Below are 20,886 nucleotides of genomic sequence, written 5' to 3' on the forward strand. Positions count from 1 at the left end.
GCGCCGTGATGCCGTCGTGATCTCTCCGTGACGGGCGAGGCATTGGCCCGGGCAGGAACCCAGGTGCCATGCTGAGCGTTGTTCCATGCGCGCGGACTCGCTTAGACTCCGCCGATGCCGCCTTTGCGGGCGGCGCCGACCAGCCCCCATCAACAGGCCGCTCACCCGCGCGGTCGCGCGAAGGAAATTCCGTCCCGTGAATGCCTATACCCTTCTCCCGTTCATCGTGCTCATCGCGGCCATGTTCCTGATGACACGCTCGGCCAAGAAGAAGCAGCAGCAGGCCAACCAGATGCGGAACGAGATGCAGCCCGGCTCCGGTGTCCGCACGATCGGGGGTATGTACGCGACGGTCAAGGAGGTGGGCGAGGACACGGTCCTCCTCGACGCCGGCCCCGGTGTCGAGCTCCTCTTCGCCAAGAACGCGATCGGCGCCGTTCTCACCGACGACGAGTACAACCGCATCGTCCACGGCATCGAGCACGACCTGAAGTCCGACGCCGACATCGTCCCGGACGACGCCTCCTCCCTCACCGAGACCGACGAGTCCGACTCGCCCGCTGCCGCCGCCTCCGACGACAAGGCCGTCGACCTCGGTAAGAAGGATGCCGGCGAGGACGGCGCCGGCGCGGCCGAGGCCGCCGAGGCCAAGGCGGACGACGAGCCGAAGAAGACCGACGGCGACTCCGACGCGAAGTAGTCACGCCCCGGTGGTGCGCTGCGCGGCATAATCCGCCCCGCGCACCACGGGGCGTCTGTTTCCCGTACGGAACAGCCCGACACCATGTCATGGCCGACCCGCGCCGACCAACGCGGAGCGGCCCGAGAGGGAGTACGAGAAGGTGGCAGCACCTAAGAGGGGCCGGAGTGCGAGCGCCCAGAGCAAGCCGGGGCGCTCGCTGGCCCTCATCCTGATCGCCATCGTGGCGCTCACCGGAGGCATGTTCCTGTCCGGGAACACCACTCCGCGTCTCGGCATCGACCTCGCCGGTGGTACGAGCATCACGCTCAAGGCGAAGGCCGACCAGGGGTCCGCGATCAACAAGGCCAACATGGACACCGCGGTCGACATCATGAACCGCCGTGTCAACGGCCTCGGCGTCTCCGAGGCGGAGGTGCAGACCCAGGGGAACGACAACATCATCGTCAACATCCCCAAGGGCACCAACTCCAAGGAAGCGCAAGCGCAGGTCGGCACCACCGCCAAGCTGTACTTCCGCCCGGTCCTGGCCAGCGAGCCCAACAGCACGCCTGCCCAGAGCCCGTCGCCGAGCGCCTCCTCCGGCGGCAGCTCCACGCCGAAGCCGAGCGCGAGCCCCTCCCACAGCGCCTCCTCCAAGGAGAAGGCCTCCTCGTCCTCCACCGCGTCCCCCAAGGCCTCGGCGACCTCCCAGGGCCGCGCCGTCAGCGACGCGCTGAAGGCCGGCTCCACCCCCTCGCCCAGCTCCTCCTCCGGCAGCGGCAAGCCGTCGGCCACCCCCTCGGCCTCCGCGAGCGGCGCCGGCTCGGCCGCCGCCAAGCTCCAGGCCCAGTACGCCGCCCTGGACTGCACCAAGCCCGACCAGCTGGCCAAGGTCGGCGGCGCCGCCAAGCCCGGCGAACCCACGGTGGCCTGCGGCAAGATCCGGAAGGTCTGGTACAAGTACGTGCTCGGCCCGGCCGCCGTGGACGGCACCGAGGTGAAGAACGCCGCCGCCCGGTTCGACACCCAGGGTGCCTCCGGCTGGCAGGTCGTGATGAACTTCACCTCCAGCGGCTCCAAGAAGTTCGCGGACGTCACCGGGCAGCTGGCGAAGAACCAGGCCCCGCAGAACGAATTCGGCATCGTCCTCGACGGCGAGGTCGTCTCCAGCCCGTACGTGAGCCAGGCCATCACCGGCGGCCAGGCGGAGATCTCCGGCAGCTTCACCCAGCAGGACGCCCAGAGCCTCGCCAACATGCTGTCGTACGGCGCTCTGCCGCTCTCCTTCCAGGAGCAGTCCGTCACCACCGTCACCGCCGCGCTCGGCGGTGAGCAGCTGCACGCCGGTCTGCTCGCCGGCGCGATCGGCCTCGCACTGGTCGTGCTCTATCTGGTGGTCTACTACCGCGGCCTGTCGCTTGTCGCCATGGCTTCGCTGCTGGTCTCGGCGATCCTCACCTATGTGATCATGTCGCTGCTCGGCCCGACCATCCACTTCGCGCTGAACCTGCCGGCCGTCTGCGGTGCCATCGTCGCCATCGGTATCACCGCGGACTCGTTCATCGTGTACTTCGAACGCATCCGGGACGAGATCCGCGAGGGCCGCTCGCTGCGCCCCGCCGTCGAGCGGGCCTGGCCGCGCGCCCGGCGCACCATCCTGGTCTCCGACTTCGTGTCGTTCCTCGCCGCCGCCGTCCTGTTCATCGTGACCGTCGGCAAGGTCCAGGGCTTCGCGTTCACCCTCGGCCTGACCACCGTGCTCGACGTCGTCGTCGTCTTCTTCTTCACCAAGCCGCTGATGACGCTGCTCGCCCGCCGCAAGTTCTTCGCGGACGGCCACAAGTGGTCCGGCCTCGACCCGCAGAGCCTGGGTGCCAAGCCGCCGCTGCGCCGCACCCGCCGTCCCGCCGGTCCTGTCGCCGGCTCTGTCGACCCGAAGGAGGCCTGAGCCATGTCGAAACTCGGCAACCTCGGCGCTCGACTGCACCGCGGCGAGATCTCGTACGACTTCGTCGGCAAGCGCAAGATCTGGTACGGCATCTCCATCCTGATCACCATCACGGCCATCGTCGGCCTGGCGGTGCGCGGCCTGAACATGGGCATCGAGTTCAAGGGCGGCGCGGTCTTCACCACGCCGACCGGGATGAGCACCTCGGTGGCCCAGGCGGAGACGTACGCCAAGGACGCCTCCGGCCACGAGGCGATCGTGCAGAAGCTCGGCAACGGCAGCCTGCGCATCCAGATCGCCGGCATCGACACCGGCCAGTCCGACAAGATCAAGCAGGAACTGGCCAAGGACCTCAGCCTCAACCCCGAGAAGCTCGCCGCCGACCTGGTCGGCCCGAGCTGGGGCGAGCAGATCGCCAACAAGGCTTGGGAGGGCCTAGGCATCTTCATGGTGCTCGTCGTGATCTATCTGGCCATCGCCTTCGAGTGGCGCATGGCCGTCGCGGCCCTGGTCGCGCTGATCCACGACATCACCATCACGACCGGTATCTACGCCCTGGTCGGCTTCGAGGTCACGCCCGGCACGGTCATCGGTCTGCTGACGATCCTCGGTTACTCGCTCTACGACACGGTCGTCGTCTTCGACAGCCTCAAGGAGCAGACGAAGGACATCACCAAGCAGACCCGCCTCACCTACAGCGACATCGCCAACCAGTCGATCAACGGCACGCTGGTCCGCTCGATCAACACCACCGTGGTTGCCCTGCTGCCGGTCGCCGGCCTGCTGTTCATCGGCGGCGGCTTCCTCGGCGCCGGCACGCTGAACGACATCTCGCTGTCGCTGTTCGTCGGTCTCGCGGCCGGTGCCTACTCCTCGATCTTCATCGCCACCCCGCTCGTCGCCGACCTCAAGGAGCGCGAGCCGGCGATGAAGGCCCTCACCAAGCGGGTCATGGCCAAGCGCGCCCAGGCCGCCGCCGAGGAGGACCTCGCCGCGGACCGGGCCGACGCCGAGCCCGCCGACGCCGCCCCCGCCGTCGTGGGCCCGCGCAACCAGCCCGCGTCCCGCAACCGCGGCCGTGGCCGACCCTCCGGGAAGCGCCGATGACCGACATCAAGGAGCTGCTGCTCAGCCGCATCCGCGACGTCGCCGACTACCCCGAGCCGGGCGTGATGTTCAAGGACATCACGCCGCTGCTGGCGGACCCGGCCGCGTTCACGGCGCTCACCGACGCACTGGCCGAGATCGCCACGAACACCGGCGCGACCAAGGTCGTCGGTCTGGAGGCCCGGGGCTTCATCCTCGGCGCCCCGGTCGCCGTCCGCGCGGGCCTCGGCTTCATCCCGGTCCGCAAGGCGGGCAAGCTGCCCGGAGCGACGCTGCGACAGGCGTACGAGCTGGAGTACGGCTCGGCCGAGATCGAGGTGCACGCGGAGGATCTGGCCGCCGGGGACCGCGTGCTGATCGTGGACGACGTCCTCGCCACGGGGGGTACGGCCGAGGCCGCGATCCAGCTGATCCAGCGGGCCGGTGCGGATGTCTCCGGCCTCGCGGTGCTGATGGAGCTCGGCTTCCTGGGAGGCCGGGCCCGGCTGGAGCCTGCCCTGGGCGGAGCGCCGCTGGAGGCGTTGCTCCAGGTCTGAGCGGATTGCTGCACGAGCGGCCTCGGCTTCTTCGCCGTAGGCCGCTTCGTGTTTCCCGCCCGCGCCGTCCACTTCCCAGCCACCCCCCGCACGCCCCCGAAGCACCCGGAATCCACCTCCCGGAATCCGGCGGACGCCTCCCGTGTTTCAGCAGTGAACGGTCCTCACTTCGGCCTGAAGGCGATGACCAGCCGCAGGATCGCTACCATGGGGTCTCCGGAGCCTGACCGGGGGACCCGGATCGCGCACGAGGAGCCCTCTTGCCAGACGAGGCCCAGCCACTGACCGCCGCCAAGCCCGAGCCCGCCTCGGCGCCCGCGGCCAAGCCCGCGCCGCACGCGTCCAACGCGAAGAACGACACCCGCGGGCCGATCGAGCACGCCCAGTCCGCGCCCGTCGAAAAGTCTGCCGAGGCTTCACGTCCCAAGCCGCCCCCGGCCGAGCGCCCGGTGCAGCCGCCCGTGGTGCGCCAGCCCGCCGGCCAGGCCCGCACCGGCTCCTCCAACCGCGTCCGCGCCCGCCTGGCCCGGCTCGGTGTGCAGCGCGCGAACCCCTACAACCCGGTTCTGGAGCCCCTGCTGCGCATAGTCCGCAGCAACGACCCCAAGATCGAGAACGCCACGCTCCGCCAGATCGAGCGCGCCTACCAGGTCGCCGAGCGCTGGCACCGCGGCCAGAAGCGCAAGAGCGGCGACCCGTACATCACGCATCCGCTCGCCGTCACCACCATCCTCGCCGAGCTGGGCATGGATCCGGCCACGCTGATGGCGGGGCTGCTGCACGACACCGTCGAGGACACCGAGTACGGCCTCGACCAGCTGCGCCGCGACTTCGGCGACACGGTCGCCCTGCTCGTCGACGGCGTCACCAAGCTGGACAAGGTCAAGTTCGGCGAGGCCGCGCAGGCCGAGACCGTGCGCAAGATGGTCGTCGCCATGGCCAAGGACCCGCGGGTCCTGGTCATCAAGCTCGCCGACCGCCTGCACAACATGCGCACCATGCGTTACCTGAAGCGCGAGAAGCAGGAGAAGAAGGCGCGCGAGACGCTGGAGATCTACGCGCCGCTCGCCCACCGCCTCGGCATGAACACCATCAAGTGGGAGCTGGAGGACCTCGCGTTCGCGATCCTCTACCCCAAGATGTACGACGAGATCGTACGGTTGGTGGCCGAGCGGGCGCCGAAGCGTGACGAATACCTGGCCATAGTGACCGACGAGGTCCAGGCCGATCTGCGCGCCGCCCGCATCAAGGCGACCGTCACCGGCCGCCCGAAGCACTACTACAGCGTCTACCAGAAGATGATCGTGCGGGGTCGCGACTTCGCCGAGATCTACGACCTGGTGGGGATTCGTGTCCTTGTCGACACGGTCCGCGACTGTTACGCCGCCCTCGGCACCGTGCACGCGCGATGGAACCCGGTCCCCGGCCGGTTCAAGGACTACATCGCGATGCCCAAGTTCAACATGTACCAGTCGCTGCACACGACGGTCATCGGGCCCAACGGCAAGCCGGTCGAGCTGCAGATCCGCACCTTCGACATGCACCGCCGCGCCGAGTACGGCATCGCCGCGCACTGGAAGTACAAGCAGGAGGCCGTCGCCGGCGCCTCCAAGGTGCGTACCGACGTGCCCAAGGCCGGCAAGGACAAGGACGCCATCAACGACATGGCGTGGCTGCGGCAGCTGCTGGACTGGCAGAAGGAGACCGAGGACCCGGGCGAGTTCCTGGAGTCCCTGCGCTTCGACCTGTCCCGCAACGAGGTCTTCGTCTTCACCCCCAAGGGCGATGTCATCGCCCTGCCCGCGGGAGCCACACCGGTCGACTTCGCGTACGCCGTCCACACCGAGGTCGGCCATCGCACGATAGGGGCGCGGGTCAACGGCAGGCTCGTACCGCTCGAATCCACCCTGGACAACGGCGACTTGGTGGAGGTCTTCACCTCCAAGGCACCCGGCGCCGGACCCTCCCGCGACTGGCTCGGCTTCGTCAAGTCACCGCGGGCGCGCAACAAGATCCGGGCCTGGTTCTCCAAGGAGCGCCGGGACGAGGCGATCGAGCAGGGCAAGGACGCGATCGTCCGGGCGATGCGCAAGCAGAACCTGCCGATCCAGCGCATCCTCACCGGCGACTCCCTCGTCACGCTCGCGCACGAGATGCGCTACTCGGACATCTCCGCGCTGTACGCGGCGATCGGCGAGGGCCATGTCTCCGCGCAGAACATCGTGCAGAAGCTCGTGCAGGCCCTCGGCGGCGAGGAGGCGGCCACCGAGGAGATCGACGAGGCGGTTCCGCCGTCGCGCAGCCGCGGCCGCAAGCGCCGCTCCAGCGCTGACCCGGGTGTCGTGGTCAAGGGTGTCGACGACGTGTGGGTCAAGCTGGCCCGCTGTTGTACGCCCGTGCCCGGCGACCCGATCATCGGCTTCGTCACGCGCGGCAGCGGCGTATCGGTTCACCGCAGCGACTGCGTCAACGTCGACTCGCTGTCCCGCGAGCCCGAGCGCATCCTCGACGTCGAGTGGGCGCCCACCCAGTCCTCGGTCTTCCTGGTCGCCATCCAGGTCGAGGCCCTGGACCGTTCCCGGCTGCTCTCGGACGTCACGCGTGTGCTGTCCGACCAGCACGTCAACATCCTCTCCGCGGCCGTCCAGACCTCCCGGGACCGCGTGGCCACCTCCCGGTTCACCTTCGAGATGGGCGACCCGAAGCACCTCGGCCACGTCCTGAAGGCCGTGCGGGGCGTGGAGGGCGTGTACGACGTCTACCGCGTGACCTCCGGGCGGAGTCGCTCCTGACGGCACAGGAAAGGGCCCCGTACGCGCGTACGGGGCCCTTTCCTGTGCCGGTGAGGGAACCTAGCCGCCGAACTCCTGCAGGCCCTTCAGAGCCTGGTCCAGGAGCGCCTGGCGGCCCTCCAGCTCGCGCTCCAGCTTCTCGGCCTTGGAGGTGTTGCCCTGGGCGCGGGCCTGGTCGATCTGACCCCGCAGCTTGTCCACGGCGGCCTGCAGCTGACCGGTCAGACCCTCGGCACGCGCGCGTGCCTCCGGGTTCGTCCGGCGCCACTCGGCCTCCTCGGCCTCCTGGATCGCCCGCTCGACCGTGTGCATCCGGCCCTCGACCTTCGGACGCGCGTCCCGCGGGACGTGGCCGATGGCCTCCCAGCGCTCGTTGATCGAGCGGAAGGCGGCTCGGGCTGCCTTGAGATCCGTGACCGGGAGGATCTTCTCGGCTTCCTCGGCCAGTTCCTCCTTCAGCTTCAGGTTCTCCGACTGCTCCGCGTCCCGCTCGGCGAACACCGAGCTGCGGGCGGCGAAGAACACGTCCTGGGCACCGCGGAAGCGGTTCCACAGGTCGTCCTCGTGCTCGCGCTGGGCGCGGCCCGCGGCCTTCCACTGCGTCATCAGCTCGCGGTAACGGGCCGCCGTCGTACCCCAGTCCGTCGAGTCGGACAGCGCCTCGGCCTCGGCGACCAGCCGCTCCTTGGTCCGGCGGGCCTCCTCGCGCTGCGCGTCCAGCTGCGCGAAGTGCGCCTTGCGCCGCTTGGAGAACGCCGACCGGGCGTGCGAGAACCGGTGCCACAGCTCGTCGTCGGACTTGCGGTCCAGTCGCGGCAGCCCCTTCCAGGTGTCCACCAGCGACCGCAGCCGCTCACCGGCGGCCCGCCACTGGTCGGACTGGGCCAGCTGCTCCGCCTCGACGACCAGGTCCTCCTTGGCCTTGCGGGCCTCGTCGGACTGCTTGGCCCGCTGCTGCTTGCGCTCCTCGCGACGCGCCTCGACCGTCGCCACGAGCTTGTCCAGCCGCCCGCGGAGCGCGTCCAGATCGCCGACCGCGTGGTGCGCGTCCACCTGCTCACGCAGGTGGTCGATCGCGGCCATGGCGTCCTTCGCCGACAGGTCGGTGGTCTGTACTCGCTTCTCGAGGAGGCCGATCTCGACAACCAGGCCCTCGTACTTGCGCTCGAAGTAGGCCAGCGCCTCCTCAGGGGAGCCGGCCGCCCAGGATCCGACGACCTGCTCGCCGTCGGCCGTACGCACGTACACGGTCCCCGTCTCGTCGACGCGGCCCCACGGGTCGCTGCTCACAGCGCCTCCTCCACATGATGCCTGCGGGGGCTTCGGCGCCCCGGGCATCGTCCACAGTTTCGTCACGGCCAACATAGGCGACCAGCGGGTTGCCTGTCCGCATCCAGCGCGACCGAAATTCCGCAGTTGGCCGTCTTGGGTTTGAGGGCGGCGTCAGGACTTCGTCACCGTCGCCTTGTTGATCACCACGGTCGCGTTCGGAGCGGTGTTGCCCGTCGACGGGTCGGCCGCCTGGGCACCGGCGGCGGCGATCTTCTGCAGCACCTTCATGCCCGCGTCCGAGACCGTGCCGAACGGGGTGTACTGGGGCGGCAACGGGCTGTCCTTGTAGACCAGGAAGAACTGGCTGCCGCCGGTGTGCTTCTGACCGGTGTTGGCCATCGCCACCGTGCCCGCCGGGTACGTGTTGCCCTTCAGGCTCTTGTCCTTCAGGTTCTCGTCCGGGAGCGTGTAACCGGGACCGCCCATGCCGGTGCCCTGCGGGTCGCCGCACTGCAGCACATAGATGCCGCTCGTGGTCAGCCGGTGGCACTTGGTGTGGTCGAAGAAGCCCTTGCCGGCCAGGAAGTCGAACGAGTTCACCGTGTGCGGGGCCGCCGCCGTCTTCAGGTCGATGTCGATGTCACCGCACGTCGTGGCCAGCTTCATCGTGTACTTGGCCGACGTGTCGATCGTCGTCGCCGGCTCCGTCTTCCAGCTCAGCTTCTGCGCCGAGCCGGCCGCCGGCTTCGCGCACGGGTCCGGAGCCTTGCTCGGCGTGGCGCTGGGCGTGACGTCCGCGGCGGTGTTGGTCTTCTTGCCGTCGCCCTTCAGCACTCCGGTCGTGTACAGCGCGACGCTGCCGATCACGATCACGCCCAGTACCGACGCGATCACGGAGTTGCGTACGCGGGCCTTGCGGCGCGCCTGGGTGCGCCGCTGCTGCTGCCGCAAGAACTTCTCCCGGGCGAGCTGACGCCGCCGCTGCTCCTGGCTGACCACCGGGTTCTCTCCTCATGCGTGTCGTGTGTCGACCGGTACGCGTGCGTCCTCGTGAGCCGACCGCTGCGTGTAGCCCCGTACCGTATATGGGTTCGCTGAGGAAACGGCAGCGCCGGTAGTCTCTGACTGCAGCTGAAGCCGTCAGTAATCGACACAACGAAGGACGATCGTGCTCATTGCCGGGTTCCCCGCCGGGGCCTGGGGGACGAACTGTTATCTCGTCGCCCCCGCCGCCGGTGAGGAGTGCGTGATCATCGACCCCGGCCACCAGGCCGCCGACGGCGTCGAGGAAGCACTGAAGAAGCATCGGCTCAAGCCCGTCGCCGTCGTCCTCACCCACGGCCACATCGACCATGTGGCCTCGGTCGTCCCGGTCTGCGGCGCACACGACGTGCCGGCCTGGATCCACCCCGAGGACCGCTTCATGATGAGCGACCCCGAGAAGGCGCTCGGCCGCTCCATCGGCATGCCGCTGATGGGCGAGCTGACCGTGGGGGAGCCGGACGACGTGAAGGAGCTGACGGACGGGGTGCGGCTGGAGCTCGCCGGTCTGGAGCTCTCCGTCGCGCATGCGCCGGGCCATACCAAGGGGTCGGTGACCTTCGGTCTGCCCGAGGCTGCGGACATCCCGCCGATCCTGTTCTCGGGCGACCTGCTGTTCGCCGGCTCCATCGGACGCACCGACTTCCCCGGTGGCTCCATGGAGGACATGCTCGAATCGCTGGCCCGTGTGGTCCTGCCGCTCGACGACTCCACCGTGGTGCTCCCGGGTCACAACGAGTACACGACCATCGGTCAGGAGCGTGCCACCAACCCGTACCTGCGGCAGGTGGCCGCCGGCCCGGGAGCGCATGTCGACGCTCCCCGACGAGGAATGTGACGAGAGATCTCCGTGAGCACTTTCAAGGCCCCCAAGGGCACGTACGACCTGCTGCCGCCGGACAGCGCCACGTTCCTGGCCGTCCGCGAGGCGATCGCCGCGCCGCTCAGGAACTCCGGCTACGGCTACATCGAGACGCCCGGTTTCGAGAACGTGGAGCTGTTCGCGCGCGGTGTCGGTGAGTCCACCGACATCGTGACGAAGGAGATGTACGCCTTCGAGACGAAGGGCGGCGACAAGCTGGCCCTGCGCCCGGAGACGACGGCCCCCGTGCTGCGCGCGGTGCTGGAGGCCAACCTGTACAAGACGGGCAACCTCCCGGTGAAGGTCTGGTACTCGGGCTCGCAGTACCGCTACGAGCGCCCGCAGAAGGGCCGTTACCGGCACTTCTCCCAGGTCGGCGCCGAGGCGATCGGCGCGGAGGACCCGGCGCTGGACGCCGAGCTGATCATCCTCGCCGACCAGGCGTACCGCTCGCTGGGCCTCAGCAACTTCCGCATCCTGCTGAACAGCCTCGGCGACAAGGAGTGCCGGCCGGTGTACCGGGCCGCGCTGCAGGACTTCCTGCGCGGCCTGGACCTCGACGAGGACACCCGCCGCCGCGTCGACATCAACCCGCTGCGCGTTCTCGACGACAAGCGCGAGTCGGTCCAGAAGCAGCTCACGGGCGCCCCGCTGCTGCGCGACTACCTGTGCGACGCGTGCAAGGCGTACCACGAGGAGGTGCGCGACCTGATCACCGCGGCGGGCGTCGTCTTCGAGGACGACCCGAAGCTGGTGCGCGGCCTGGACTACTACACCCGCACCACCTTCGAGTTCGTGCACGACGGACTGGGCTCTCAGTCCGCGGTGGGCGGCGGCGGCCGCTACGACGGCCTGTCCGAGATGATCGGCGGCCCCGCGCTGCCGTCCGTCGGCTGGGCCCTCGGCGTCGACCGCACGGTCCTCGCCCTGGAAGCCGAGGGCGTGCGCCTGGACATCCCCTCCGCCACGTCGGTCTACGCCGTGCCGCTCGGCGAGGAGGCCCGCCGGGTGCTGTTCGCGAAGGTCACCGAGCTGCGCAAGGCCGGCGTCGCGGCGGACTTCGCGTACGGCGGCAAAGGCCTGAAGGGCGCCATGAAGAACGCCAACCGCAGTGGCGCCCGCTACGCGATCGTGGCCGGCGAGCGCGACCTCGCCGACGGCGTCGTCCAGCTCAAGGACATGGAGTCCGGCGAGCAGACGGCGATCGGCGTGCACGAGATCGTGGCGGAACTGCGGTCCCGGCTCGGCTAGCAGTCGACAGAAGGGCGCCGGGCGTCTCCCGGCGCCCTTCTCACTGCTCCAGCAAGCCGCGGCGCAGCGCGCTCGTCACCGCCGCCGTACGGTCGTCCACCCCCAACTTGCCGAAGATCCGCAGCAGATGCGTCTTCACCGTCGACTCACCGATGTGCAGCCGGCGCCCGATCTCGGCGTTGGTGCAGCCCTCGGCCACCAGGCGGAGGACCGCCGTCTCCCGGTCCGACAGCCGGGGACGTTCCGGCCTGGCGCGGAGCTGGTCGACCAGGCGGGCCGCGACCGACGGGGCCAGCACGGTCTCGCCGCGCGCGGCCGCCCGTACCGCCTCGGCCAGTTCGCGCCGGGGCAGGTCCTTCAGCAGATAGCCCGCAGCGCCCGCCTCCACGGCGCGCAGGATGTCCCGGTCCGTCTCGTACGTCGTCAGGACGATCACCCGGCACGGCAGCCCCGCCGCGCTCATCCGCTCGATCGAGTCGACGCCCCCGCCCCCCGGCATCCGCAGGTCCATCAGCACGATGTCGGGCCGCAGTTCCGCCGCCAGCGCCTCCGCCCGCGGCCCGCTCGCCGCGTCCCCGACCACCTCCAGGTCCGGCTCGGCGCTCAGCATGGCGCGCAGCCCCTCCCGTACGACGGGATGGTCGTCGGCCAGCACGATCCGGATCACGGCACCTCACTCACGACGGCGGCGGGGACGGGCAGGCGTACGGTCACCGTCGTACCGTCGCCGGGTGCGCTGCGGACGGCCGCGATGCCGCCCACCTCGGCGGCGCGGGCGCGCAGCCCGGCCAGACCGTACCCGCCGGACACCACGGCGGGGGAGAAGCCGCAGCCGTCGTCGCGCACGGACACGGTGAGCGTGTCGTCCGCGTAGCCGAGCCGGACCTCGACGCATGCCGAACTCCCCGCGTGCTTACGGGCGTTGGTCAGCGCCTCCTGGCAGGCCCGCAGGGCCACCACCTCCACGCCCGCGGGGAGCGCGCGCACCGGGCCGGTCACCTCCAGCGCCGCCGTGTGCCGGGCGGTCAGACGGTGCAGGGCGTCCGGCAGGGAGGTGCCGGCCAGGTCGGCGGGTGCGCCGCCGGCCACCAGCGCGCGGGCCTCGGCGAGGTTGCGGCGGGCCGTGTCGTCCATGAGGGCCAGGTGGCGGCGGGCCTGCGCGGGGTCGGAGTCGAGTTCCGCGTCCACGGCCTGGACCAGCATCAGCAGGCTGGTGAAGCCCTGGGCGAGGGTGTCGTGGATCTCCCGGGCCAGCCGCTCGCGCTCGGCGAGGGCCCCGTGCGCGGCCGACAGCCGGGCCACCTCGTGCCGGCTCGCGTCCAACTCGGCGATCAGTTCCGCCCGTTCCATGCTCTGCTCGATGATCCTGATGATCCAGGCGCCGATCACCGTCGAGAACGCCAGACTGACCACGGCGAACAGCGCGTTGGCGAACAGGTCCTCGGCACCCGGCCGCCACAGCAGCGCCCAGCCCGCGACCGGCGCCAGGTTGATCACGGTCACCGCCGCCAGCGCGCCGCGCATCCGCAGGGCCATGAAGCACTGCGGGATCAGCGCGAACGAGACCAGCCGGGTCTCGCCCGCCAGGACCGCCGACGGCAGGAACAGCGCCAGGGCCCCGGCCAGGTACCACAGGGCCCGGCGCCCGCCCGGCGGGTCCTCGGCGAGCATGCGGCGGCCGAACAGCGCGTACCAGGGCACCAGCGGCACGAGCAGCCCGGCCGCGACGGCACGCACCGGCCCGGGCGGATGCTCCGCGCCGAGGACGAGGGCCAGCGTGGCCGCCCATGCGACGGTGAAGTAGACGTCCCAGAGCCGGATCGCGCGGTCCCAGGCATCGGCGTCCCGAGCCCGGCCGCCCGTCACCCGTCGCGCCGGTTCTTCCACCGGAAGGTCAGCAAGCACAGCACCAATCCTCCGGCACACCACGCGCCCAGCACCCAGGCGATCCGCCCGAACTCCCAGGCGTGCGCCTGCTCCAGCACCTTCGCCGAGTCGGGCAGGAACACGCCCCGCAGGCCCTGGCACAGCCACTTCAGCGGGAACAGGGCGCCGATGTCGAGCATCCAGCCGGGAAGGGTGTTCACGGAGATGTAGACCCCGGAGACGAACTGGAGGAGCAGGAAGGGCAGGACGACGACGGAGCTGGCGCTCTTCGCCGACCTGGGTACCGAGCTGATGGCGATGCCGAGCAGCGCGCACGCGGTCAGCCCGAGCACGAAGATCCATGCGAAGTCCAGCCAGCGGCCGGGGCCGGAGGGCAGACGGACGTCGTAGAACCCCGTGCCGACGGCCAGCAGGATCGCGGTCTCCAGGACGCCGGTGCACAGAACCAGCCAGATCTTGCCCAGGAAGTAGGCCGCCGGCGGCATCGGCGTGCCGCGCAGCCGCCGCAGCACCCTCTCGTCCCGCTCGACGGCGATGGAGATGCCGAGGGACTGGAAGCTCGTCGACATGATCCCGGAGGCCGTCATCGCGGGCACGTACAGCTGGGAGGAGGTGATGCCGGCGCCCCGGACGTCGTCCCGGAAGATCGACGCGAACAGGAACAGGAAGACCACCGGGAAGGCGAAGGTGAAGACCACCTGTTCGCGTTGCCGGAAGAACTGCCTGATCTCCAGGGCGCCCCGCCGCAGCCCCAGCGACCAGGCGCCGGGCAGGGACCCGGCGGAAGCGGGGGCGGCGGCACGTACGGCGGTCGTGGTCATCGCACGGCCTCCTGTCCGGTCAGCCGGAGGTAGACGTCCTCCAGGGCGGGGCGGGTCACGGTCAGTCCGGGTATCTCGCCGTCGAAGCGGCGCATCAGCTCGGCGACGGTCCGGGTCGGGGTGGTGGTGTGCTCCGTGCGCGGGGAGCCGTCGGCTTCCGTCCAGGCGACGGTGACCTCGCCGCCGTAGCGCCGGCGCAGGTCGGCGGGCGTGCCCTCGGCGACGACCCGGCCCTTCGCGACGACCGCGAGCCGGTCCGCGAGCGTCTCGGCCTCCTCCAGGTAGTGCGTGGTGAGCAGGATCGTCGTGCCCTCGTCGGCGAGCTGCCGGATCAGGTCCCAGAACTGCCGTCGGGCCGCCGGGTCGAAACCGGTGGTCGGCTCGTCCAGGAGCAGCAGCTCGGGACCGCCGATCACACCGAGCGCCACGTCCAGGCGGCGCCGCTGGCCGCCGGAGAGGGCCTTGATCCGGCTGTTCGTCTTCGCTTCGAGGCCGACCAGGTGGATGACCTCCTCCGGGTCCCGCGGGCGCGGGTAGTAGCGGGCGAAGTGCCGTACCGTCTCGCGCACCGTCAACTCCGCGGGTGCCGATTCGTCCTGCCAGACGATTCCCACACGGGACCTCCACGCGCGCGTGCCCGTCGCCGGATCCGCGCCGAGTACCGACACCTCGCCGGCGTCCCGCGACCGGTTGCCCTGAAGGATCTCCACCGTGGTGCTCTTGCCGGCGCCGTTCGGCCCGAGCAGCCCGAACACCTCACCGTGCCGAATACCGAGATCCAGCCCGTCCACCGCGGTCACGCCCCCGTACCGCTTGCGCAGCCCCCGGACGTCCACCGCGAAATCGTTCGCGTGTGCTGTCATGCCCTTGAGCATCGGCCGGAACCGAACGATCCGGGACCACCGTGCGTACCTCCTTATGTCCTTCGAACGGTGGACACGCATGCGCGTGCGGCACAATGAGCCCGTGCCCGAAGATGGTCCAACTCTCAAGTGACGGAATCGGCGTGATGAGCAAGACGACAGTCAACGACGTCTCCACCGCGGAATCGGGTCCCGAGCGTGCCGCCGCCATCCCGCGCACGGTGGGCACCAGCCGTGCCCTCGCCCTGCTGCTGGTGATCACCGGCGCGGCCGGACTGCTGGCCGCCTGGGTCATCACGATCGACAAGAACAAGATCCTTGAGGCGAAGGCCGTCGGAAAGACGTTCACGCCGGGCTGCAGCGTCAACCCGATCGTGTCCTGCGGCAGCGTCATGGAGAGCAAGCAGGCGACCGTCTTCGGCTTCCCGAACCCCATGCTCGGCCTGATCTGCTACGGCATCGTCATCTGTGTCGGCATGAGCCTGCTGACCCGCGCCCGCTTCCCGCGCTGGTACTGGCTCACCTTCAACTTCGGCACGCTCTTCGGCGTCTGCTTCGTCACCTGGCTGCAGTTCGAGTCCCTGTACCGGATCAACGCGCTGTGCCTGTGGTGCTCGCTGGCCTGGGTCGCCACGATCACCATGTTCTGGTACGTGACCTCGCTCAACGTCCGCAACGGCTTCCTGCCCGCGCCGGGCTGGCTGAAGCGGTTCCTCGCCGAGTTCACCTGGGTCGTCCCGGTCACCCACTGCGGTGTCATCGCCATGCTGATCCTGACCCGCTGGGGCAGCCAGCTCTGGGCGTAGAGACCGTCCTTCCGATCCTTCCGAAGGGCTCTGTCCCTCCCCGGCCCGGCCGCGTTGTCAGTGCGGTGATTTAGGGTTTCGGACGTGGAACCCGACCTGTTCACCGCCGCAGCGGAAGAGCGCCAGGAGAAGGACCCGGCAGGCAGCCCCCTGGCGGTGCGGATGCGCCCGCGCACCCTCGACGAGGTCGTGGGCCAGCAGCATCTGCTGGGGCCCGGCTCCCCGCTGCGTCGGCTGGTCGGCGAGGGCTCCGGCGGCCCCGCAGGACCGTCCTCGGTGATCCTCTGGGGTCCACCCGGCACCGGCAAGACCACGCTCGCGTACGTGGTCTCCAAGGCGACGAACAAGCGGTTCGTGGAGCTGTCCGCGATCACCGCGGGGGTCAAGGAGGTCCGCGCGGTCATCGACGGCGCCCGCCGCGCCACCGGGGGCTTCGGCAAGGAGACCGTCCTCTTCCTGGACGAGATCCACCGCTTCAGCAAGGCCCAGCAGGACTCCCTGCTCCCGGCCGTCGAGAACCGCTGGGTGACCCTGATCGCGGCCACCACGGAGAACCCGTACTTTTCGGTGATCTCACCCCTGCTGTCCCGCTCGCTCCTGCTCACGCTCGAACCGCTCACCGACGACGACATCCGCGGCCTGCTCAAGCGTGCCCTGGCCGACGAGCGCGGCCTGAAGGACGCCGTCGGCCTCCCCGAGGACACCGAGGAGCACCTGCTGCGCATCGCCGGCGGCGACGCCCGCCGGGCCCTGACCGCCCTGGAGGCCGCCGCCGGCGCCGCCCTCGACCAGGGCGAGCGCGAGATCGGCCTCCAGACGCTGGAGCAGACCGTCGACCGGGCCGCGGTGAAGTACGACCGCGACGGCGACCAGCACTACGACGTCGCCAGCGCCCTCATCAAGTCCATCAGGGGCTCCGACGTCGACGCGGCCCTGCACTACCTGGCCCGCATGATCGAGGCCGGCGAGGACCCCCGCTTCATCGCCCGCCGCCTGATGATCTCCGCCAGCGAGGACATCGGCCTGGCCGATCCGAACGCGCTGCCCATCGCGGTCGCCGCGGCCCAGGCCGTCGCCATGATCGGCTTCCCCGAGGCCGCCCTCACCCTCAGCCACGCCACCATCGCCCTCGCGCTCGCCCCCAAGTCCAACGCGGCGACCACCGCGATCGGCGCCGCCATGGAGGACGTACGCAAGGGCCTGGCCGGCCCGGTCCCGCCGCATCTGCGCGACGGGCACTACAAGGGCGCGGCCAAGCTCGGCCACGCCCAGGGATATGTGTATCCGCACGACCTGCCCGAGGGCATCGCCCAGCAGCAGTACGCCCCGGACGCCCTGAAGGACCGCGAGTACTACGCCCCGACCCGGCACGGCACCGAGGCACGGTACGCGGACGCGGTGGAGTGGACCAGGAAGCACCTCGGTCGCAGACGGTCCTGAGCGCCCTGTAGACTTCCCCGAAGTGCTGAGTCCCGCGCAGTCAGAGCGGGACACCCAGCCGGAACCCCACGGCCGCAAGGACGAGAGGTTCCAGGAGCGTCGCGCACCGTCGAACGGTGTCGCGGGCAGCCCACCACCCCCCGGATCCCCGGGACGGCCGGTGGGCCACTCGCGTGCTGCACGTTGTGCCCAGACCAGGGGAGCGGCTGCCCGGCAGGTCCCATGCGGACCCGGCGGGTTTCCCCGGCTGCGGAGGCGACCTCCCTTAACTCTGACGAGCCGGAAACTACGAAAGAGACAGAGACAGTGGCGAACCAGTCCCGCCCCAAGGTCAAGAAGTCGCGTGCCCTCGGCATCGCGCTGACCCCGAAGGCCGTCAAGTACTTCGAGGCCCGCCCCTACCCGCCGGGTGAGCACGGCCGCGGCCGCAAGCAGAACTCGGACTACAAGGTCCGTCTGCTGGAGAAGCAGCGTCTGCGCGCGCAGTACGACATCTCCGAGCGCCAGCTGGTCCGCGCCTACGAGCGCGCGTCCAAGGTCCAGGGCAAGACCGGTGAGGCCCTGATCGTGGAGCTCGAGCGCCGTCTCGACGCCCTGGTCCTGCGTTCGGGCCTCGCCCGCACCATCTACCAGGCCCGTCAGATGGTCGTCCACGGCCACATCCAGGTCAACGGCCAGAAGGTCGACAAGCCGTCCTTCCGTGTCCGCCCGGACGACGTCGTGCAGGTCCGCGACCGCTCCAAGGACAAGACGCTCTTCACGATCGCCCGCGAGGGTGGCTTCGCCCCCGAGGGTGAGACCCCGCGCTACCTGCAGGTGAACCTCAAGGCCCTGGCGTTCCGCCTGGACCGCGAGCCGAACCGCAAGGAGATCCCGGTGATCTGCGACGAGCAGCTCGTCGTCGAGTACTACGCCCGCTGATCCCAGCCCCGGCGCAGCACCTCAGCCCGCCGTCTCCCCGCCCGGCCCTGCCGGGCGGGCGAGGCGGCGGGTTCGTGTTTCCAGTCGCCCGAACAGCGCGGGCGCGGGCCGGTGGGGGCCGGCCGCTCCCCAAGTTCTCGGCTTCGCTCGAACCTGGGGCCCCATCGCGGCGGAGCCGCAGATGGACATGGGCTCGGGCTTCCGGTGGGCTCGGGCTTCCGGTGGGCTCGGGCTTCCGGTGGGCTGGCGCTTCCGCTCGCCTCGCGCTCCCGACGGCCTCGTGTTCCCGCCCGCCCCGCGCCCCCGACGCGCGCGTCAGCCCCGTGCGGAGTCAGCGGCGCGTTCGGCGGCCTCGGCTCGGTTCGCGCCTGCGCCGCTCTCCTGGCCGCCCTGTGGTACCGCCCCTCGTGGGGCCGGTAGCGCGTCCAGCGGTTGCCCCCGGTCACGACCCAGTGCACGTGCCACGGCCGTGACCCGGTCCAGCCGGGACCCTTGGCGCACGCACTCCTCGTACCGCGCGTCCCCGAGGGCCTGCCGTGCCATCGCCTCGCAGCGCTCGTGCGGGGCGTTGAAGTACGCCGAGCCGAACAGCGGCAGCCCCACCGACGGCCACATCCGGCCCGCCGCGCCCTGCAGCAGCGCGGCCTCGGCCGGCTCGCCCTGGGCCGCCGTCACCAGCGCCAGCAGCTCCAGCACCATCACCGAGCCGAGCAGGTCGCGGAAGGCGTGGGCGTTGCGCAGACACTCCGCGAGCAGTTCCCGCGCCCTGTCCTGGGCGTCGTCCTGCCAGGCCGCGTACGCGAGCACGTACAACGCGTAGCTGCGGGCCCAGCGCTCCCCGTGGTCCTCGCACACCCGGCGCACGTCCTCGCACAGGCGCACCGCGTCCGCCAGGTCCCCCTGGAAGGCCCGCGTCATCGCCAGCTCCACCTGGCCCATCAAGACGTTGCTGTTGAGTTCGCCGATCTCCTGATAGCGCTCCAGTGCGGACTGCAGCAGCGTTTCTGCACGCGCCATGTCATCGGTGACCAGGGCCAGACAGCCGGTGCGGTGCTCGGCGTACGCCACCGCCGTCGGATCCGCCGCCCGCTCGGCAAGTTCCCGGCACTCCCGCAGCGCCGCCAGCGCGGGCACGGTGTCGCCCTGGAGGATCGCCACATAGCCGAGCACCCAGAGCGCCTTCAGCCGGGACTGCTCGTACTCCGAATCCAGCTCGACGCTGCGCGCCAGCCAGCGCCGGCCCTCCGCGAGCCGGCCGCAGCCGACCCAGCAGAACCACAGCGAGCCCGCGAGGTACTGGCCGAGATGGGCCTCGTCCGGCTCCGTCAGACAGAACTCCAGGGCCGTCCGCAGATTGGGCAGCTCGACCTCCACCCGGGCGGCGACCTCGTCCTGCCGGGGCGAGAACCAGTCCAGCTCGCACCAGGTCGCCAGGCCCAGATACCAGTCCCGGTGCCGTCGGCGCAGCCGGGCCGCGTCCCCCATCCCCTCCAGCCAGTCGGTGCCGTAGGCCCGGACGGTGTCCAGCATCCGGTAGCGGGAGCCGGCCGGGTTCTCCTCACGGGTGACAACGGACTGGGCCACCAACTCCGACAGCACGTCCAGGACGTCCTCGGCGGGCAGCCCGACCCCGCCGCACACGTACTCCGCCGCCTCCAGGTCGAAGGTCTGCGCGAACACCGACAGCCGTGCCCACAGCAGTCGCTCGGCCGGCGTGCACAGCTCGTGGCTCCAGCCGATCGCCGTGCGCAGCGTCCGATGGCGGCACGGGGGCCCGCCGGGGACCGAGCGCGGTGCGCCGTCCCAACTGCTCGCGCGCAGCAGCCGGAACCGGTCGTCCAGCCGCTCCAGCAGCTGCGCCGGGGACAGCGCGCGCAGCCGCCCGGCCGCCAGCTCCACGGCCAGCGGGATCCCCTCCAGCCGTCGGCACAGCTCGCGCACCTGCGGGCCGTCGGTCACCGTCAGCCCCTGCTCCCGCGCCCGGTCGGTGAACAGCTCCACCGCCTCGCCCTCGCCGAGCGGCGCCAGCGGGAACAGCCGCTCGCCCGGCAGCCCCAGCGGACGCCGCCCCACGGCCAGCACCCGCAGCTGCGGCAGCTTCCGCAGCAGTTCCGCCGTCAACTCGGCACAGGCCGCCGCGAGATGCTCGAACCCGTCCAGCACCAACAGGGCCGGACGGCCGGCGAGATGCTCCAGCAGCGTCTCCCGGGGCAGCCGGGCGGTGTGGTCGGTCAGCCCCAGTGCCTCCGCGACCGCGTACTCCGCCAACTGCGGATCGCGTACCGGCGCCAGCTCCACCCGCCCGGCGGCGGACTCCCACCCGGCGGCGACCCGCGCGGCCAGCCGGGACTTGCCGACGCCACCGATCCCGGTCACGGTCACCAGCCGCGCCCGGCCGAGCGCGGCCGTCAGCTCGGCGAACTCGGCCGCACGCCCGACGAATGTGGTCAGTTCCAGGGGCGGATCGCCGTCGGCGAACGGATCAGGACGCAGAGGACCTCGCATGGGACACGGAGCGTACTGAAGTGTGTTCAATGCGTACAATCGCTTCTCGCAACTCCGCCCCGCGGCCCCGGTAACGCGGTACGGAAGCCCGGCCCCGGCGCGATAGGCTCGGACACGACTTTTTCGATGGTGAGGCACGTTTCAGGGAGCGG

The 20,886-nt window shown here is 70.6% G+C and carries 17 protein-coding genes; 10 read left to right on the top strand and 7 right to left on the bottom strand.

The annotated features are described in order from the left end of the window. The first annotated feature begins 196 nt into the window (after positions 1 to 196). From yajC to relA, 5 genes are all read left to right on the top strand, one after another. Positions 197 to 700 carry a preprotein translocase subunit YajC gene (yajC, locus tag AB5L52_RS35370; RefSeq protein ID WP_351021688.1) on the top strand — a complete coding sequence of 168 codons (504 nt, stop codon included), beginning with the start codon at positions 197 to 199 and terminating at the stop codon, positions 698 to 700. Positions 701 to 842: 142 nt separating this feature from the next. After that, positions 843 to 2,630, top strand: coding sequence for a protein translocase subunit SecD (gene secD, locus AB5L52_RS35375; protein WP_351021687.1), 1,788 nt, complete (start codon positions 843 to 845; stop codon positions 2,628 to 2,630). A 3-nt stretch (positions 2,631 to 2,633) separates the two neighbouring features. Then, entirely contained in the window at positions 2,634 to 3,737 is a 1,104-nt protein-coding gene (secF, locus tag AB5L52_RS35380; RefSeq protein ID WP_351021685.1) for a protein translocase subunit SecF, read from the top strand. Next, the gene (locus tag AB5L52_RS35385; protein ID WP_351567018.1) at positions 3,734 to 4,273 is read left to right on the top strand and encodes an adenine phosphoribosyltransferase; all 540 of its coding nucleotides are present in this window, start codon (positions 3,734 to 3,736) and stop codon (positions 4,271 to 4,273) included. The genes secF and AB5L52_RS35385 overlap by 4 nt, the downstream gene beginning before the upstream one ends. A 260-nt stretch (positions 4,274 to 4,533) precedes the next feature. Next, positions 4,534 to 7,065 (top strand): GTP pyrophosphokinase, encoded by a 2,532-nt coding sequence (gene relA / locus AB5L52_RS35390; RefSeq protein ID WP_351567015.1) that lies wholly within the window; start codon positions 4,534 to 4,536, stop codon positions 7,063 to 7,065. Between the two features lie 60 nt (positions 7,066 to 7,125). Here relA and AB5L52_RS35395 read toward each other — a convergent pair whose 3' ends face one another. Next, on the bottom strand, positions 7,126 to 8,355 hold the full coding sequence (locus AB5L52_RS35395) for a DUF349 domain-containing protein (protein ID WP_351028465.1): 1,230 nt from the start codon (positions 8,353 to 8,355) through the stop codon (positions 7,126 to 7,128). Between the two features lie 153 nt (positions 8,356 to 8,508). Continuing rightward, positions 8,509 to 9,336, bottom strand: a complete 828-nt coding sequence (locus tag AB5L52_RS35400) for a peptidylprolyl isomerase (RefSeq protein WP_351567012.1) — start codon at positions 9,334 to 9,336, stop codon at positions 8,509 to 8,511. A 169-nt stretch (positions 9,337 to 9,505) separates the two neighbouring features. Between AB5L52_RS35400 and AB5L52_RS35405 the strand changes: the two genes are divergently transcribed. Both AB5L52_RS35405 and hisS read left to right on the top strand, forming a co-directional pair. Continuing rightward, positions 9,506 to 10,216 (top strand): MBL fold metallo-hydrolase, encoded by a 711-nt coding sequence (locus AB5L52_RS35405; RefSeq protein WP_351028461.1) that lies wholly within the window; start codon positions 9,506 to 9,508, stop codon positions 10,214 to 10,216. 12 nt (positions 10,217 to 10,228) lie between these two features. Then, positions 10,229 to 11,491: a histidine--tRNA ligase gene (hisS, locus tag AB5L52_RS35410; RefSeq protein WP_351028459.1), complete on the top strand. Its 1,263-nt coding sequence runs from the start codon at positions 10,229 to 10,231 to the stop codon at positions 11,489 to 11,491. 40 nt (positions 11,492 to 11,531) lie between these two features. On the opposite strand, the gene AB5L52_RS35415 is transcribed toward hisS, so the two are convergent. The 4 genes from AB5L52_RS35415 to AB5L52_RS35430 are packed head-to-tail and all read right to left on the bottom strand — an operon-like array spanning position 11,532 to position 15,062. Then, positions 11,532 to 12,158 carry a response regulator gene (locus tag AB5L52_RS35415; protein ID WP_369367647.1) on the bottom strand — a complete coding sequence of 209 codons (627 nt, stop codon included), beginning with the start codon at positions 12,156 to 12,158 and terminating at the stop codon, positions 11,532 to 11,534. Beyond that, positions 12,155 to 13,378 (bottom strand): sensor histidine kinase, encoded by a 1,224-nt coding sequence (locus AB5L52_RS35420; RefSeq protein ID WP_369369018.1) that lies wholly within the window; start codon positions 13,376 to 13,378, stop codon positions 12,155 to 12,157. The genes AB5L52_RS35415 and AB5L52_RS35420 overlap by 4 nt, the downstream gene beginning before the upstream one ends. Continuing rightward, positions 13,354 to 14,199, bottom strand: coding sequence for an ABC transporter permease (locus tag AB5L52_RS35425; RefSeq protein ID WP_369367648.1), 846 nt, complete (start codon positions 14,197 to 14,199; stop codon positions 13,354 to 13,356). The genes AB5L52_RS35420 and AB5L52_RS35425 overlap by 25 nt, the downstream gene beginning before the upstream one ends. Beyond that, positions 14,196 to 15,062: an ABC transporter ATP-binding protein gene (locus tag AB5L52_RS35430; RefSeq protein ID WP_351028451.1), complete on the bottom strand. Its 867-nt coding sequence runs from the start codon at positions 15,060 to 15,062 to the stop codon at positions 14,196 to 14,198. Before AB5L52_RS35430 ends, AB5L52_RS35425 begins: the two co-directional genes overlap by 4 nt. A 146-nt stretch (positions 15,063 to 15,208) precedes the next feature. Between AB5L52_RS35430 and AB5L52_RS35435 the strand changes: the two genes are divergently transcribed. From AB5L52_RS35435 to rpsD, 3 genes are all read left to right on the top strand, one after another. Beyond that, positions 15,209 to 15,868, top strand: a complete 660-nt coding sequence (locus AB5L52_RS35435; RefSeq protein ID WP_351028448.1) for a vitamin K epoxide reductase family protein — start codon at positions 15,209 to 15,211, stop codon at positions 15,866 to 15,868. A gap of 84 nt (positions 15,869 to 15,952) precedes the next feature. Beyond that, positions 15,953 to 17,308 carry a replication-associated recombination protein A gene (locus tag AB5L52_RS35440; RefSeq protein ID WP_369367649.1) on the top strand — a complete coding sequence of 452 codons (1,356 nt, stop codon included), beginning with the start codon at positions 15,953 to 15,955 and terminating at the stop codon, positions 17,306 to 17,308. A gap of 306 nt (positions 17,309 to 17,614) precedes the next feature. Beyond that, positions 17,615 to 18,229: a 30S ribosomal protein S4 gene (rpsD, locus tag AB5L52_RS35445; protein WP_067046311.1), complete on the top strand. Its 615-nt coding sequence runs from the start codon at positions 17,615 to 17,617 to the stop codon at positions 18,227 to 18,229. Between the two features lie 315 nt (positions 18,230 to 18,544). Here rpsD and AB5L52_RS35450 read toward each other — a convergent pair whose 3' ends face one another. After that, positions 18,545 to 20,734 carry a regulator gene (locus tag AB5L52_RS35450; RefSeq protein WP_369367651.1) on the bottom strand — a complete coding sequence of 730 codons (2,190 nt, stop codon included), beginning with the start codon at positions 20,732 to 20,734 and terminating at the stop codon, positions 18,545 to 18,547. Positions 20,735 to 20,886: the final 152 nt, after the last annotated feature.

Source organism: Streptomyces sp. CG4 (assembly GCF_041080655.1).
Lineage (GTDB): Bacteria > Actinomycetota > Actinomycetes > Streptomycetales > Streptomycetaceae > Streptomyces.

Excerpts from the sequence above, each read along its gene's own strand:
- secF (WP_351021685.1), top strand. The coding sequence starts at position 2,634 with ATGTCGAAACTCGGCAACCTCGGCGCTCGACTGCACCGCGGCGAGATC.
- AB5L52_RS35385 (WP_351567018.1), top strand. The coding sequence starts at position 3,734 with ATGACCGACATCAAGGAGCTGCTGCTCAGCCGCATCCGCGACGTCGCC.
- AB5L52_RS35425 (WP_369367648.1), bottom strand. The coding sequence starts at position 14,199 with ATGACCACGACCGCCGTACGTGCCGCCGCCCCCGCTTCCGCCGGGTCC.
- AB5L52_RS35430 (WP_351028451.1), bottom strand. The coding sequence starts at position 15,062 with ATGACAGCACACGCGAACGATTTCGCGGTGGACGTCCGGGGGCTGCGC.
- AB5L52_RS35435 (WP_351028448.1), top strand. The coding sequence starts at position 15,209 with ATGAGCAAGACGACAGTCAACGACGTCTCCACCGCGGAATCGGGTCCC.
- AB5L52_RS35450 (WP_369367651.1), bottom strand. The coding sequence starts at position 20,734 with ATGCGAGGTCCTCTGCGTCCTGATCCGTTCGCCGACGGCGATCCGCCC.